Here is a 14583-nt window from a genome sequence, read left to right on the forward strand (position 1 = left end):
CCGCGTCGTCCTGCTCGCGGGGCCTTCCGGCTCCGGAAAGTCATACATTGCACACCAGACCGGACTTCCTGTGCTCTGCCTGGACGACTTCTACAAGGACGGCGATGACCCTACGTGCCCGCGTCAAAACGGGCAGGTGGACTGGGAGTCGCCCAGGTCCTGGGACGCGGCGTCAGCGGTGGACACAATCGCCCGACTGGCCCAGGAGGGCAAGGCCGAAGTGCCGGTTTATGCGATCGGCGCGGACCGGAGGGTGGCCACCCGGCCATTCGACGTCACCGGATCGCCATTTTTCATCGCCGAAGGGATCTTTGCTGCCGAGATCGTCGAGGAGTGCCGCCGCCGCGGCCTGCTCGCCGGGGCGTACGCGCTGCGCCGGCCGCGCGGGGCGACCTTCGTCCGCCGGCTCGCCCGTGACCTGTCCGAGCAGCGCAAGGCACCCGCGGTCCTGATCCGGCGCGGGCTGACGCTGCTGCGCGCCGAGCCGGCGGTGCTGCGCCGGCAGACCGGACTGGGCGCCGAGGCGGCCCGGGCTCGCGAGGTGCTGCGCCGGGTGGCCGACCTGCTCGCCGGCCACCCGCACCAGGAAGCCTGATCAGGCGACCAGCTTCGCGTACGCCGGCTTGATCACCTCGTCGATGATCGTCAGCCGCTCGTCGAACGGGATGAAGGCGCTCTTCATCGCGTTGATGGTGAACCACTGGAGCTCCTTCCAGCCGTAGCCGAAGGCCTCCACCAGCAGCGCCATCTCCCGGGACATCGAGGTGCCGCTCATCAACCGGTTGTCGGTGTTGACCGTCACCCGGAAGCGCAGGTCCCGGAGCAGCCCGATCGGGTGCTCGGCGATCGACGGCGCCGCGCCGGTCTGCACGTTGGACGACGGGCACAGCTCCAGCGGGATCCGCTTGTCCCGGACGTACGCGGCCAGTCGGCCCAGCATCGGCGGGTTGCCCGGGGTGATGTCGTCGACGATCCGGACGCCGTGGCCCAGCCGGTCGGCGCCGCACCACTGGATCGCCTGCCAGATCGACGGCAGCCCGAAGGCCTCACCGGCGTGGATGGTGAAGTGGAAGTTCTCCCGCTGCAGGTACTCGAAGGCGTCCAGGTGCCGGGTGGGCGGGAAGCCCGCCTCCGCGCCGGCGATGTCGAAGCCGACCACCCCGGTGTCCCGGTGCCGGACGGCCAGCTCGGCGATCTCCTGCGAGCGGGCGGCGTGCCGCATGGCGGTGAGCAGGGTGCCCACCCGGATCCGGTGACCCGCCTCGGCGGCCAGCACGCTCCCCTCCCGGAAGCCGGCCACCACCGCCTCGACCACCTCGTCCAGGGTCAGGTTCTGCTCCAGGTGCTGCTCCGGGGCGAACCGGACCTCGGCGTAGACCACGCCGTCGGCGGCCAGGTCGAGGGCGCACTCGCGGGCCACCCGGCGCAGCGCCGGCGCGGTCTGCATGACCGCCACCGTGTGCGCGAAGGTCTCCAGGTAGCGCTCCAGGGAGCCGGAGTTCGCCGCCTCGGCGAACCAGCGGCCGAGCGCCTCCGGGTCGGTGGTGGGCAGCTGGTGGCCGACCTCGGCGGCCAGCTCGACGATCGTCGCGGGCCGCAGACCGCCGTCGAGGTGATCGTGCAGTAACGCCTTGGGGACCTTGACGATGTCCTCGTACGAGATTGCGACCATGCTCAGACCCTAGTCACCACGGGTCGCGGCACGGCACCGGACCGGTCACGGCCGCCAGCCGTACACCCGCTCGACGGTGAGGCGCAGCACCAGCCGGCCGTCGGCGACCATCGCGGCCCGGTAGTCCGCCCAGTCCGGGTGCTCCCCCAGGATCCGCCGGTAGACCTCGACCAGCTCGTCGACCGTGGCGTCGTCGGTCGCCCCGGCGGGCGCGGTGAGCGTCACCGTGCCCTCGGCCACCGCGTACGCCCCGCCGTCGGCGGTGGTGACGTGGAAGCTGGCGCGCGGGTCGCGTCGCAGGTTGCGCACCTTGGCCCGGTCGGCGGTGGTGGAGCAGCGGAGCAGCCCCGGCTCCGCCAGGTAGTCCAGGTTGGAGAGCTGCGGTCGACCGTCCCGGCGCAGGGTGACCAGCACCCCGCGCCCCCGCTGTCCGAACAGCTCCCACAGCCGGGCGCTCACGCGGCCACCGCCCAACTGATCAGGAGCCGGAAAGGTAGTTGACATGTCATCGAACGTAGGCCGGCTTCGATGACATGTCAACCACTCGGCTAGGCTCGGCCCATGGACGAACCACGCTGGCTGGACGAGCGGGAGAACCGGGCCTGGCGCGGCTACCGCCGGATGCGCCGGCTGCTCGACCTGGAGCTGGCCCGGGAGCTGATGCAGGACGCCGCCCTCTCCGAGCCCGACTACGACGTCCTCTCCGACCTCTCCGAGACGCCCGACCAGCGCCTCCGCCTCAGCGAGCTGGCCGACCGGATGCTCTGGTCGCGCAGCCGCCTCTCCCACCACCTGTCCCGCATGCAGCAGCGCGGCCTGGTCACCCGGGAGGAGTGCCCGTCCGACGGCCGCGGCTCGATCGTCGCGCTCACCCCCGCCGGCCGGCAGGCCATCGAGGCGGCCGCCCCCGGCCACGTCGCCGCCGTCCGCCGGCACCTGATCGACCTGCTCGCCCCCGAGGAGGTCGAGGCACTCGGCGGGCTGACCCACCGGGTGGTCGAGCACCTCGCCGCCGGCGGCCGCCGGCGCGGCCGGGCGGAGGTCTGAGGTGGACCCGCGGATCCTGGCCCGGATGCGCTGCCCGGTCTGCGGCGAGCCGCTGGCCGAGACCACCGCCGGCACCGCCCGGGCGTTGCGCTGCCCCCGCCGGCACAGCTTCGACATCGCCCGCCAGGGATACGTCAACCTGCTCGCCGGCCGCACCCCGCACACCGGGGACAGCGCCGAGATGGTCGCCGCCCGTTCCGACTTCCTCGCCGCCGGCCACTACGACACCGTCGCCGCGGCCCTCGCCGCCACCGCCGCCGAGGTGGTTGACCGGGTACGCGCCGTCGGGCCACCCGCCCGCTTCGCCGCCACCGGCGCGGCGCCGGGCGACCTACGCGGGGACGAGGCCGGGCGGGACGGCGCGTACCCCCTGGTGGTGGACGCCGGCGCCGGGACCGGCTGGTACCTCGCGGCCGTGCTGGCGGCGCGGCCGGACGCGGTCGGCCTGGCCCTGGACGTCGCCAAGCCGGCGCTGCGCCGCGCGGCCCGGGCCCACCCGCGCGCGGCGGCCGCGCTGGCCGACACCTGGCAGCGGCTGCCGCTGGCCGACCGCTCCGCCGCCGTGCTGCTGAACGTCTTCGCGCCGCGCAACGGCGCGGAGTTCCACCGGGTGCTCGACCCGGCCGGCGCGCTGCTGGTGGTCACCCCGGCCGTCGACCACCTCGCCGAGCTGGTCGACGCGCTCGACCTGCTCCGGGTGGACCCGGCCAAGGCGGACCGGGTCGCGGGCAGCCTGGGCGCGCACTTCACCGAGGAGTCGGCCATGGTCCACCGGGCCCGGCTGCGGCTCGGCCGCACCGAGGTGGCCACCCTGGTCGGGATGGGTCCCAGCGCCTGGCACGCCGACCCGGCCCGGCTGGCCGAGCGGATCGCCGCGCTGCCTGAGCCGGTGCCGGTGACCCTCGCCGTCCGGCTCGCCGTGCACCGGCCGCGCTGACCCGACGCTCAGGTGGAGAGGTCGACCTCTTCCCAGCCCGGCGGCTCGTCGTGGTACGGCCCGCGCAGCACCACCACCCATTCCAGCGCCCACCGGCGCTGCCCGATCGCGTTCGCGTCGACCAGCCCGGGCAGCGCCAGGCCGGACTGCTCCGACTCCAGGTACGCCCAGTCCAGGCAGTAGTGCAGGTCGAGCAGGGCGGCCGCGTCGGCCGGATGCTGCGGCGCGGCCAGGATCCGGGCGCGCCACTGCGGGAAGGTCTCCCCGGCGGCCAGGTTCGGCATCCGCTCCACCAGCCGCTCGTCCACCGGCACCGTCGGGTCCAGCTCCTTGGTCAACCCGAGCACCCAGGCCAGCGAGAAGAGCGCGTCGTGGTGCAGGACGAACGACCGGTGGTCGCCCCGGCCGCCCATCACGAACTGCCACTCCGGCGGCGTCACCGTCTCGACCAGGTGCGACTCCAGCAGCCAGCTCATCGCGGCCTGCGGGGGCATCCCGAAGCACCGGGCCAGGATCACGTGCAGCACCGCGATCCGGGCCTCGATCTCCGCGGTCGGCCGCAGCTCGATCTCGTCCCCCGGCTCCCAGACCAGCGGGAACTGCGGTGGTGGCAGCGGGAGCCCCAGGCGGGACAGCTCGTCGAGGCTCGCCTCACGGACGGCCCGGGGGTCGGGAGCGGATACGCGCACGGCTCAGGTCCCTGTCTGCTCACATCGGCTCATGGCCGGTCGGTCCCCCCTGGCCTGCGAGAATAGCGGCTCGGCCGGCACCACACCATGACCGGAAAGGATCAGTCGATCCGCTCGATGACCAGCGGCGTCGCGGCCGGGGCGTCCGGCGCGATCCGGACCGCCAGCTCCGCCTCGGCCAGCGCCGCCGGGATCCGCTCCGCGTGCTCCGCGCGCAGCTCGTACAGGGGCTCGCCGACGCGGACCCGGTCGCCGGGGCGCTTGTGCAGCACCACGCCGGCCGGGATGCTCACCGGGTCCTCCTTGCGGGCCCGGCCGGCGCCGAGCCGCCACGCGGCCACCCCGATCGCGTACGCGTCGACCCCGGCGACGTAGCCGTCCTCGGTCGCGCAGACCACCTCGACCTCGTTGGCCGTCGGCAGCGGGGCGTCCGGGTCGCCGCCCTGCGCCCGGATCATCGTCCGCCAGGCGTCCATGGCCCGGCCGTCGCGCAGCGCCGCCTCGGGGTCCGCGTCCGGCAGGCCGGCCGCGTCCAGCATCTCCCGGGCCAGGGCCAGGGTCAGCTCCACCACGTCGGCCGGGCCGCCGCCGGCCAGCACCTCGACCGACTCGGTCACCTCGACCGCGTTGCCCACGGTCCGGCCGAGCGGGGTGGACATGTCGGTGAGCAGGGCGACCGTCCGCACCCCGTGCGCCCCGCCCAGCTCCACCATGGTCCGGGCCAGCTCGCGGGCGTCGTCGGCGTTCTTCATGAACGCGCCGGAGCCGACCTTCACGTCGAGCACCAGCGCGCCGGTCCCCTCGGCGATCTTCTTGCTCATGATCGAGCTGGCGATCAGCGGGATCGCCTCGACGGTGCCGGTGACGTCGCGCAGCGCGTACAGCTTGCGGTCGGCCGGGGCCAGCCCGTCGCCGGCCGCGCAGACCACCGCGCCGACGTCCCGCAGCTGGGCGATGAACTCGTCGTTGCTCAGCGCCGCCCGCCAGCCGGGGATCGACTCCAGCTTGTCCAGGGTGCCGCCGGTGTGGCCGAGGCCCCGGCCGCTCAGCTGCGGCACGGCGGCGCCGCAGGCCGCGACCAGCGGGGTCAGCGGCAGGGTGATCTTGTCGCCGACACCGCCGGTGGAGTGCTTGTCGACGGTCGGCCGGGCCACCGGGGAGAGGTCCAGCCGCTCCCCGCTGGCGATCATCGCGGCGGTCCACCGAGCGATCTCCGGCGCCGTCATGCCGCGCAGCAGGATCGCCATGGCCAGCGCGGACATCTGCTCGTCGGCCACCAGCCCCTTGGTGTACGCGTCGACGACCCAGTCGATCTGCCCGTCGCTCAGCACGCCCCCGTCCCGCTTGGTCCGGATGACGTCCACCGCCGTGAAAGCACTCACTGTCAGAAGTTCCTATCAGTCCAGTCGTTGCGGAGCCGATCCGCGGACCGCCACCACTGAGGGATCAAGCACCGGCCCAGCGGACCGGGATCTCCAGTGGCGGCTCGCCCTCGCCGGCCCAGAAGATGGTGCCCGACGCGTCCACCACCACCACGCGCGGTGTCCGGGCCAGCCCCCAGGTGATCGCCTCGGCCGGGTCGTCCCAGGTCGGGCCCTCCTCCAGCACGCCGGTCTCGGCCTCCTCGGTGTCTCCGGCCGACCGCTCCCAGTAGGCCGTCCAGACCTGCTGCCCGGCGGAGAGGTCCGGGTGCACGAAGACGGTGCCCCGCCCCCGCCAGGCGGCCAGCCGCTCCGGGACCACCGGCACCGGCGTCTCGCCGGTCACCGCCTCCAGGTCCTCCACGCCGAACGCGTGCGGCAGCAGCTCGGCCATCCGGAGCGTGCCGCCCTTCGCCTCGATCAGGCACTCCGGGCCGCCGTTCTCCCAGAGCAGCTGCCGGCACCGGCCGCACGGCATCAGCGGCTCGCCGGTGGCGTCGACGCAGGACAGGGCGACGATCCGCCCGCCGCCGGTGGCGTGCAGCGAGGACACCACGCCGCACTCGGCGCAGAGGACCACGCCGTACGCGGCGTTCTCCACGTTGCAGCCGACCACCACCCGGCCGTCGTCGACCAGGGCGGCCGCCCCGACGGGGAACTTCGAGTACGGCACGTACGCGTGCCGCATGACCTCGGTGGCGGCGGCGCGCAGCCGCTCCCAGTCGATCTCCATCACGCCTCCCATTCTGCCCAATTCACGCTGATCGGTCGCGGTACCGGCCCGGAGACGGCCGTGCCCGGCGGGTCTCCCCCGCCGGGCACGGTGCGTCGAGGACGGTCAGCCCTTGATGTACGGCTTGCCGTCGGCGGCCGGTGCCCGGACCCTTCCGACCAGCCCGGCCACCGCCAGGATGGTCGCCAGGTAGGGCAGCATCGCCAGGAACTGGCTGGGGATGCTGCTGCCGATCGCCCCCAGGTAGGTGGCGAGCTGGTCGGCGAAGCCGAAGAAGAGCGCCGCGAGCAGCGCCCCGGTCGGGCTCCACCGGCCGAAGATCAGCGCGGCCAGGGCGATGAAGCCCTTACCGCCGATCATGTTCTTGGTGAAGGAGTAGAGCGCCAGGGTGTACGAGGCGCCGCCGATCCCGGCAACCATGCCCGCCATGATCACGTTGCGGTAGCGGAGGCCCAGCACCCGCACGCCGAGGGTGTCCGCGGCGGTCGGGTGCTCGCCGACCGACCGGGTCCGCAGACCCCACCGGGTACGGAACAGCGCGATGTGGATGACCAGCACCAGGAGCAGGCCGAGGTAGAGGAAGATGTTCCCCCGGAACAGCGCCGGGCCGAGCAGCGGGATGTCCTTGAGCAGCGGGATCTCCCAGTTGCTGAACCGGGGCGCGCTGTTGTACTTCGTCGCGTCGGTCTGCATCAGCCGCTCGTAGAGGAAGCCGGTGACGCCGACCGCCAGCAGGTTGAGCACGATGCCCATGACCACCTGGTCGACCAGGTAGCGGATGGCGAAGACGGCGAGCAGCACCGAGATGAGCGCGCCGCCGATCGCCGCGGCGACCAGCCCCACCCAGACACTGCCGGTGATGCTGCCGAAGAGCGCGCCGGAGAAGGCACCCATCAGCAGTTGGCCCTCGATCGCCACGTTCACCACGCCGGTCCGCTCGCAGAGCACCCCGGCCAGCGCGCCGAAGATCAGCGGCAGGGCCAGGATGAACGTGCCCCGGACGATGTTGACCAGCGGCATGAAGTTGCGGCCCTCGGGGGCGGCGGAGACCTGCCAGCAGAGGAAGCTCAGCACGAAGGCGACCAGCCCGATGCCGAGCAGCAGGGTGAACCAGCGCTTCGGCACCCCGGCGAGCAGGGCGGCGCCGGCCGCGGCGGCGATGATCCCGAACAGGATCGCGCCGACCGTGCCGTTGATCTCCAGGGCGGCACCGCCCTCGGTCTCGCTGAGCGTGAAGCGGGCCTCCTGGCCGGTGGCGAGCGCGCCGAAGACCACCGCCGCGAGCACGCCCAGCGCCAGCAGGACCGCGCCGGTCTTGCGGACGCGGGTCCAGAAGCCCTCGTCGACCGTGGTCACGGCGACCTCGGGGACAGCCGTGGTGGACATGCTCACCAGCCCTTCGCGAGGCTCGTCTGCAGCCGGGCGGCGCGGGCCGCCCGGAGCTGGAAGATCGCCTTCACCAGGGCGGGCGCGGCGATGAAGATGACGATGAGCGCCTGGAGCACGGTGACCAGCTCCAGCGAGATCCCGGAGTACGACTGCATCCGGTTGCCACCGGCCTGGAGCGCGCCGAAGAGCAGCGCCGCCAGCAGCACGCCCCAGGGCTTCACCCGGCCGAGCAGCGCCACCAGGATGCCGTCGAAACCGATCTGCGCGATCACCAGCGGGGTGAGCGCGTTCGCGGTCGAGCCGAGCACCATCTGGCTACCGCCGAGGCCGGCCAGCAGCCCCGAGATCGCCATGACCAGCACGTACGTCTTGGTGACGCTGATGCCGGCGGTCCGGGCGGCGTCCGGGTTCTCGCCGACCGCGCGGAACTCGAAGCCGAGCGTCGAGCGGTTCAGCAGCCAGGCGACGGCCCAGGTGGCCAGCACGGCGACCAGGATGCCGGCGTGCACCCGCAGGTTGTCGCCGAGCAGCCGGGGCAGCTGGGCGGAGGACTCGACCGGCTTGCTGATCGCGTCCGACCGGTTCGGGTTCTGCACCCCGCTCTGGACGATGATCCAGGACAGGAAGTAGACCGCCACGTAATTGAGCATGATCGTGTTGATCACCTCGTGGGCGCCGGTGCGCGCCTTGAGGATGCCCGGGACGAAGCCCCAGAGCGCGCCGCCGGCCGCACCGGCGATCAGCGCGACCAGCAGGTGCACCCCCGGCGGCAGCGGCAGCGCGAAGCCGACGACGGCGGAGAGGATGACGCCGATGGTCGCCTGGCCCTGGGCGCCGATGTTGAACAGGCCGCCCCGGAAGGCGAGCGCCACCGCCAGGCCGGTGAAGACCAGTGGCGCGGTGTAGGTCAGCGTCTCCGAGATCGGGCTGAGCGCGGCGGTGAAGCCGGTCGCGTCCGGGTCGAAGATCGCGCCCTTGAACAGGTTCGCGTACGCCTCGCTGACCACCGACCAGCTGGAGTTGAGCGCGTCCGACGGCCGGGCGGTGATGTAGCTGTAGGTGGCCAGCACCTCCGGGTCGGAGACGATGATCAGCACCGCGCCGACCAGCATCGCCAGCAGCACCGCCAGCACGGTGACGGTGACCGTGTTGGCCGCCCAGAGGTTCTCCAGGAAGAGCCGGCCCAGCGAGGGGCGGGGTTCCGCGGGCGCGGGCTGCTTCGTCGCGGTGGCGGGGACCGCGCGCTCGGCGTCGCCGGCAGGCGCGGTCGGGGTCGCCCGCGCCTCGCTCCGCGCCTCCTGCGCCTCGGTCGCCGGCTCCTTGTCCGGGGATCCCGACACCGGGTTCGGGTTCGTCATGCCTCGTCCTCGTTGCCAGGGCCCTCGGGGGCCGGGGCCGCCGCGCCGGGCGTACCGCTGGTGTCGTCGGCGGGGGTCGCGGTGTCCGGGGTGATGCCCGCCATCAGCAGGCCGATCTCCTCGCGCGGGGTGTCCGGCCCGACCACGCCGATGATCCGGCCGCGGTACATCACCGCGATCCGGTCGGCCAGGCCGATGACCTCGTCCAGCTCGCTGGAGACCACCATGACGGCGGTGCCGATGTCCCGCTCGCGGATGACGCGGCTGTGGATGAACTCGATCGAGCCGACGTCCACGCCCCGGGTGGGCTGGGCGGCGATGAAGAGCTTCAGCGGCCGGGACAGCTCCCGGGCCACGATGACCTTCTGCTGGTTGCCGCCGGAGAGGGTGCCCACGGCCGCGTCGGCCGAGGAGGTACGGACGTCGAACTGCTCGATCCGCTCCTTCGCCGACTTGGCGATGGCGTCCGGCTTGAGCGAGAGGCCCTTGCCGAAGGGCGGCCGGTCGTAGATGTCGAGCACCAGGTTCTCCGCCACGGAGAACTCCTTGACCAGGCCGTCGACGCTGCGGTCCTCCGGCACGTAGCCGACGCCGGCGCGGAGCACCTTCTTGGTCGGCCAGCCGTGCACGGCCTCGCCGTCCAGGGTGACGGTGCCGGCGAGCGTCGGCCGCAGGCCCATGATCGCCTCGATCAGCTCGGTCTGCCCGTTGCCCTGCACGCCCGCGATGCCGAGCACCTCACCCGCGTGCACGGTCAGGTCGACCCCGTCGACCGCGCGTACCTGCCGGTCGTCGTCGACGACCAGGCCGGCGACCTCGAGGATCGGCTTGCCGGGCGTGGCCGGCTTCTTGTCCACGGTCAGCCGGACGTTGCGGCCCACCATCAGCGCGGCCAGCTCGTCCCGGCTGGCGGTCGGCGAGGCGGTGCCGACGGTCTTCCCGCGCCGGATCACCGTGATCCGGTCGGCGATCGCCTTCACCTCGCCCAGCTTGTGGGTGATGAAGACGATGGACTTGCCGGCGGCCTTGAGCGACCGCATGACCGTGAGCAGTTCCTCGGTCTCCTGCGGGGTCAGCACGGCCGTCGGCTCGTCGAGGATCAGCAGGTCGACGTCGCGGGTGAGGGCCTTGACGATCTCCACCCGCTGCTGGATGCCGACCGGCAGGTCCTCGATCACCGCATCCGGGTCGACCCGGAGGTTGTACCGCTCGGAGACCTCGGCGACCTCCCGCCGGGCCCGCCGCCGGTCCAGGAAGCCGGTGAAGCTGCCCTTGACCTGCTCGGCGCCGAGCATGACGTTCTCGGCCACGGTGAAGACCGGCACCAGCATGAAGTGCTGGTGCACCATGCCGATCCCGGCCGCGATGGCGTCCGACGGGCCCTTCAGCTTCAGCGGCCGGTCGTCGACCAGGATCTCGCCCTCGTCGGGCTGGTAGAGCCCGTAGAGCACGTTCATCAGGGTCGACTTGCCGGCGCCGTTCTCGCCGAGCAGGGCATGGATCTCTCCAGGCTCCACCGTCAGGTCGATGTGGTCGTTGGCGACCAGGTCACCGAAGCGCTTGGTGATGCCGCGCAGTTCGAGTCTCAGCGCAACCTCCTGGAGTGCGAGCGATGGTGCAGCCTAGCGGCTGACCAGCGGCCACCGCGCCGGGCGGGGGTCAGGTGGGGGGGATGAAGGTGGACCGGCCGCCCCGGCTCCGCAGGGGTGTTTTCCCCACGTACGCCGAGGCGGCCGGATCGTCATTCCTGGTGCCCGCCGGCCCCCGCTCATGATCCCATCGCGGCGGCCGGCGGATCGGTCACTTGGTCGGCTGGGCCTTCGAGGTGACCGTGATGGTGCCGGCGGCGATGTCCGCCTTGATCTTGTCGACCTCGGCCTTCAGGTCCGCCGGGACCTTGCTGTCGAAGTCGTGGTACGGGGCGATCGAGACGCCGTTGTTGGCCAGGGTGCCGACGAAGCCCGGCTTGGCCTGGAGCTTCTCGCCACCGGCGGCCTTGAGCACGGCCTCCTTGACGGCGTCCGGGATGTTCTTGACGACGGTGGTCACCAGCGCCGGGCAGTTCGGGGTGCTCTCGCAACCGTCGACGTCCACCCAGATCACCGAGTACTTGCCACCGGAGGCCTGGGCGGCGGCGGTGGTGCCGAGGCCGGAGCCACCGGCGACCGGCATGATGATGTCCGCGCCCTGGGCGACCAGCGCGTCGGAGACCTTCTTGCCCTCGTCCTGCTTGACGAAGTCGTTGGTGAAGGAGCCCTTCTGGGTCGCCTTGTCCCAGCCGAGGACCTGGACGTTCTTGCCCTTGGCCTTGTTGTAGTACGCGACGCCGTCAGCGAAGCCGTCCATGAAGATGGTCACCGGCGGGATCGGCAGGCCGCCGTAGGTGCCGACCTTGCCGGTCTTGCTCATCCCGGCGGCCAGGTAGCCGGCCTGGAAGGCGGCCTGGGCGGTGTCGAACTGCATCGGGTAGATGTTGTCCAGGCCCGGGTTCGAGTCGACGATCGCGAACTGCTGGTTCGGGTTCGCCTGCGCGGCCTTCTTGGTGGCGTCGGACATCAGGCCACCGACGGCCAGGATGAAGTCGCACTTCTGGTTGACGAACCCGGTCAGGTTGACCTCGTAGTCCGCCTCGGCCTTCGACTGGACGTTCTTGATGTCGATGTTGTCGTTCTCCTTCTTCGCCTCCTGCAGGCCCTTCCAGGCCGAGGTGTTGAAGGACTTGTCATCGATGCCGCCGACGTCGGTCACCATGCAGGCGCTGAACTTCTTGGCGCCGTTGCCACCGGCGTTGTTGTCGTCCTTGGGGGCCTCACCACACGCGGCGGCACCCAGCACGAGGCCACCCGCCACGATGGCGGAGGCGAACCGCATCCCACGCAGAGCGCGCAAGACGTCTCCTTCCCATTGCACACCGCGCGTGCGCGGTGGCAGCCCTTTCGCCGGCCTGCGGTGTGCCGCCGGCGTCCCACGTTACGGACGGGAGCGTACGCCCGCGCCCACCCACCGGCCGACAATCGTGCACGACTGTTGAGCGGTCGTTACCCCTACGTAACCCTTGGGTGGGGCAGATCACTTCTCGTGCCGACCACGCTCCGGAGAGGTGTCGCGGATGTCCGTTTCCCGCAGCGTTCTCCGCTCCTGGCGGGCCTACCGCCAGAAGACCGCCACGGCCGCGTTGACCAGGGTCAACCCAATTATGGCGAGGAAGTGGCCGCGGTTCACGGACTCCCGCTTACGCGAGAAGAAGACCATGACGAAGATCAGCAGCGCGAGCACCAACTTGGTAACAAGTTTTGCCGGCGCCGGCTCGTCCCCGTCGCGCAGCGGCGCGGCCAGACCGAGACCGGTCAGCAGCCCGATCACCGAGCCCCAGAGCATGGCCGCGTTGATCCGCAGCCGGCCGCTGACGTACTGGGCGATCGAGCCACCGAGCAGCATCGCGAAACCGATCAGGTGGACGTAGAGAAGTACCAGCCGGAGAGCTTCCATGCCGGCCATCCTCCCCTATCCACGACGATTTGTAGTAGACCGGCCGCCGAGCCGTGGTCACACCGTGACCTTGGCCCGGCGCCCCCGCTCCGGGGCCGGCTCGGCGTCGCCGCCTGACCGGAATCGACCCGCCAGCACCAGAGCCAGGCCGACCACCGCGTAGCCGGCCAGCACGGCGAGGGCACGGGCCCCGCCGGCCCCGTCGAAGAACGCCGCCGAGCGGAGCAGGGTGCCGCCGGCGCCGACCGGCAGGAACTGTCCGAGCGTTCCCCACGGCTGGGGCAGCAGCTCGGGCGCGGCGCTGACCGCGGAGAGCGGGTTGCCGACCAGGAAGACCAGCAGCGCGCCGAGGCCGACGCCGGGACCGCCGAGGAGCGCCCCGAGACCGGCCACGGTGCTCGCGGCGGCCAGCGCGAACAGCCCGATCGCACCCGCCTCGAGCCAGCCGGAGCCGGTCAGGACGCCGAGCCAGCCGTGCAGCACCGCGGCCCCGACCAGGCCGGCCAGGACGCCGTACCCGAGCAGCCCCAGCAGCCGGGCGCCCCGGCGGGCGACCAGGAGGACGAGCAGCGCCCCGGCCAGCATGCTGGTCAGCGCGAGCGGCAGGAAGCCGGCGGCGAAGCCGGCGCCGCGGGGGTCGTCCGGGTCGGCCGGGACGGCCGCCACGACCGGCACCGGGCGGTCGCCGGAGAGCTCGGCCGACGCCTCGGTGAGCAGCGCGGCGACCGTCGGGCTGGCCGCCGGGGCGGTGTGCAGGGCGACCCCGTCCGGGCCGACGACGAAGGCGGCGTACACCTCCCGGTCGCGCAGCGCCCGGTCGGCCGCCGCGCCGTCGGGGAGCGTGGTCACCGCGAAGGCGCCCGGCCGGGCGGCGGCGAGCCGGCCGGCGAGTTCGGCCGCCGCCGGCGCGGGCCCGGCGACGGCGACCGGCAGGTCGCGGGGCGCGAGGTGGGCGGCCGGCGCCGCGAACAGGGGTACGAGCAGCGCCTGCACCCCGACCGCGAGAGCGGCCAGCAGGACGGCGAGCAGCCAGGGGGACCGGACCCTGGACGACGGACCGGGCATCTTCGCCTCCTAAAACGAACGTTCATTCTCTTGATTTGAGACTGCGCCGCCAGCCGTCGCCAGTCAAGAACGAACGTTCGCTTTACACTGTGGGTCGTGCCACGCGTATCGGACGAACACCTCGCGGCCCGCCGTCGGCAGATCCTCGAGGCGGCCCGCCGCTGCTTCCTGCGCGAGGGCTTCCACAACACCTCGATGCAGGACGTGATCGCCGAGGCCGGGCTCTCGGTCGGCGCCGTCTACCGCTACTTCCCGAGCAAGAACGACCTGATCACCTCGATCGCCCAGTCGGTGATCGGCGGGGCCGACGACGTCTTCGCCGGGCTGGCCCGGCACGAGCCGCCGCTGCCCCTGACCGAGGTGCTGGAGCGGGCGCTGGCCTTCGTCGACTCCCAGATCGGCCCGGAGGGCATGCTGCCGCTCGCCATCCAGGTGTGGAGCGAGGCCCAGCGGGACCCGACCCTCGCCGAGTTCGTCAAGGACACGTACACCGGCTTCCGCAACCACTTCGCGACGCTGGCCCGGCGGGCGGTGGCGGCCGGAGAGCTGCCGTCCGACGCCGACCCGGAGGCGGTCGGCGCCGCCCTCTTCGCCCTCGTCCCCGGCTACTTCATGCAGCGCATCCTCACCGGACGCCCAGACCGGCACACCTACCTCTCGGGCGTCCGCACCCTCCTCACCCACCCCGCTCCCTGAGCCCCGCGATCTTGCAGTTCGGGCCCCGACGAAGGGCACGAAAGCCGCAGAGCGCGGGCCGAAACTGCAAGATCGCGAGGGACCGGG

The 14583-nt window shown here is 72.5% G+C and carries 15 protein-coding genes; 4 read left to right on the top strand and 11 right to left on the bottom strand.

Going from position 1 to position 14583, the window contains the following annotated elements:
- Window positions 1–253 precede the first annotated feature (253 nt).
- A complete protein-coding gene (locus Q2K19_RS07185; protein WP_302768665.1) occupies window positions 254–595 on the top strand; it encodes a hypothetical protein in 342 nt (113 codons plus the stop codon).
- Here Q2K19_RS07185 and Q2K19_RS07190 read toward each other — a convergent pair whose 3' ends face one another.
- Window positions 596–1672, bottom strand: a complete 1077-nt coding sequence (locus Q2K19_RS07190; protein WP_302768667.1) for an adenosine deaminase — start codon at window positions 1670–1672, stop codon at window positions 596–598.
- A gap of 45 nt (window positions 1673–1717) precedes the next feature.
- Complete coding sequence (locus Q2K19_RS07195) at window positions 1718–2131, bottom strand: PPOX class F420-dependent oxidoreductase (RefSeq protein ID WP_302768669.1); 414 nt, start codon at window positions 2129–2131, stop codon at window positions 1718–1720.
- Window positions 2132–2233: 102 nt separating this feature from the next.
- Between Q2K19_RS07195 and Q2K19_RS07200 the strand changes: the two genes are divergently transcribed.
- Both Q2K19_RS07200 and Q2K19_RS07205 read left to right on the top strand, forming a co-directional pair.
- The gene (locus Q2K19_RS07200) at window positions 2234–2719 is read left to right on the top strand and encodes a MarR family winged helix-turn-helix transcriptional regulator (protein ID WP_302768671.1); all 486 of its coding nucleotides are present in this window, start codon (window positions 2234–2236) and stop codon (window positions 2717–2719) included.
- Between the two features lies 1 nt (window position 2720).
- Window positions 2721–3656 carry a putative RNA methyltransferase gene (locus Q2K19_RS07205; RefSeq protein WP_302768674.1) on the top strand — a complete coding sequence of 312 codons (936 nt, stop codon included), beginning with the start codon at window positions 2721–2723 and terminating at the stop codon, window positions 3654–3656.
- An 8-nt stretch (window positions 3657–3664) separates the two neighbouring features.
- On the opposite strand, the gene Q2K19_RS07210 is transcribed toward Q2K19_RS07205, so the two are convergent.
- The 9 genes from Q2K19_RS07210 to Q2K19_RS07250 form a co-directional block, all read right to left on the bottom strand.
- Window positions 3665–4345, bottom strand: coding sequence for a DUF4272 domain-containing protein (locus tag Q2K19_RS07210; protein WP_302768677.1), 681 nt, complete (start codon window positions 4343–4345; stop codon window positions 3665–3667).
- 101 nt (window positions 4346–4446) lie between these two features.
- Entirely contained in the window at window positions 4447–5727 is a 1281-nt protein-coding gene (locus tag Q2K19_RS07215) for a thymidine phosphorylase (protein ID WP_302768680.1), read from the bottom strand.
- Window positions 5728–5791: 64 nt separating this feature from the next.
- Window positions 5792–6511, bottom strand: coding sequence for a cytidine deaminase (locus Q2K19_RS07220; protein ID WP_302768682.1), 720 nt, complete (start codon window positions 6509–6511; stop codon window positions 5792–5794).
- A gap of 93 nt (window positions 6512–6604) precedes the next feature.
- Complete coding sequence (locus Q2K19_RS07225; protein ID WP_302768684.1) at window positions 6605–7885, bottom strand: ABC transporter permease; 1281 nt, start codon at window positions 7883–7885, stop codon at window positions 6605–6607.
- Window positions 7886–7887: 2 nt separating this feature from the next.
- Window positions 7888–9246 carry an ABC transporter permease gene (locus Q2K19_RS07230; protein WP_302768685.1) on the bottom strand — a complete coding sequence of 453 codons (1359 nt, stop codon included), beginning with the start codon at window positions 9244–9246 and terminating at the stop codon, window positions 7888–7890.
- Window positions 9243–10835 carry an ABC transporter ATP-binding protein gene (locus Q2K19_RS07235; RefSeq protein WP_302772315.1) on the bottom strand — a complete coding sequence of 531 codons (1593 nt, stop codon included), beginning with the start codon at window positions 10833–10835 and terminating at the stop codon, window positions 9243–9245. Before Q2K19_RS07235 ends, Q2K19_RS07230 begins: the two co-directional genes overlap by 4 nt.
- A 211-nt stretch (window positions 10836–11046) precedes the next feature.
- The gene (locus Q2K19_RS07240) at window positions 11047–12117 is read right to left on the bottom strand and encodes a BMP family lipoprotein (protein ID WP_302772317.1); all 1071 of its coding nucleotides are present in this window, start codon (window positions 12115–12117) and stop codon (window positions 11047–11049) included.
- A 276-nt stretch (window positions 12118–12393) separates the two neighbouring features.
- Entirely contained in the window at window positions 12394–12735 is a 342-nt protein-coding gene (locus Q2K19_RS07245; RefSeq protein ID WP_302768687.1) for a hypothetical protein, read from the bottom strand.
- Between the two features lie 57 nt (window positions 12736–12792).
- Window positions 12793–13800, bottom strand: a complete 1008-nt coding sequence (locus Q2K19_RS07250; protein WP_302768689.1) for a hypothetical protein — start codon at window positions 13798–13800, stop codon at window positions 12793–12795.
- Window positions 13801–13896: 96 nt separating this feature from the next.
- On the opposite strand from Q2K19_RS07250, the gene Q2K19_RS07255 reads away from it, so the two are divergent.
- Window positions 13897–14496 carry a TetR/AcrR family transcriptional regulator gene (locus Q2K19_RS07255; RefSeq protein ID WP_302768690.1) on the top strand — a complete coding sequence of 200 codons (600 nt, stop codon included), beginning with the start codon at window positions 13897–13899 and terminating at the stop codon, window positions 14494–14496.
- Window positions 14497–14583 lie beyond the last annotated feature (87 nt).

Source organism: Micromonospora sp. NBRC 110009 (assembly GCF_030518795.1).
Taxonomy (GTDB): domain Bacteria; phylum Actinomycetota; class Actinomycetes; order Mycobacteriales; family Micromonosporaceae; genus Micromonospora.

Coding starts and splice junctions, on each gene's coding strand:
- Q2K19_RS07200 (WP_302768671.1), top strand. CDS start 2,234: ATGGACGAACCACGCTGGCTGGACGAGCGGGAGAACCGGGCCTGGCGC.
- Q2K19_RS07225 (WP_302768684.1), bottom strand. CDS start 7,885: ATGTCCACCACGGCTGTCCCCGAGGTCGCCGTGACCACGGTCGACGAG.
- Q2K19_RS07190 (WP_302768667.1), bottom strand. CDS start 1,672: ATGGTCGCAATCTCGTACGAGGACATCGTCAAGGTCCCCAAGGCGTTA.
- Q2K19_RS07230 (WP_302768685.1), bottom strand. CDS start 9,246: ATGACGAACCCGAACCCGGTGTCGGGATCCCCGGACAAGGAGCCGGCG.
- Q2K19_RS07220 (WP_302768682.1), bottom strand. CDS start 6,511: ATGGGAGGCGTGATGGAGATCGACTGGGAGCGGCTGCGCGCCGCCGCC.
- Q2K19_RS07240 (WP_302772317.1), bottom strand. CDS start 12,117: ATGCGGTTCGCCTCCGCCATCGTGGCGGGTGGCCTCGTGCTGGGTGCC.
- Q2K19_RS07245 (WP_302768687.1), bottom strand. CDS start 12,735: ATGGAAGCTCTCCGGCTGGTACTTCTCTACGTCCACCTGATCGGTTTC.
- Q2K19_RS07250 (WP_302768689.1), bottom strand. CDS start 13,800: ATGCCCGGTCCGTCGTCCAGGGTCCGGTCCCCCTGGCTGCTCGCCGTC.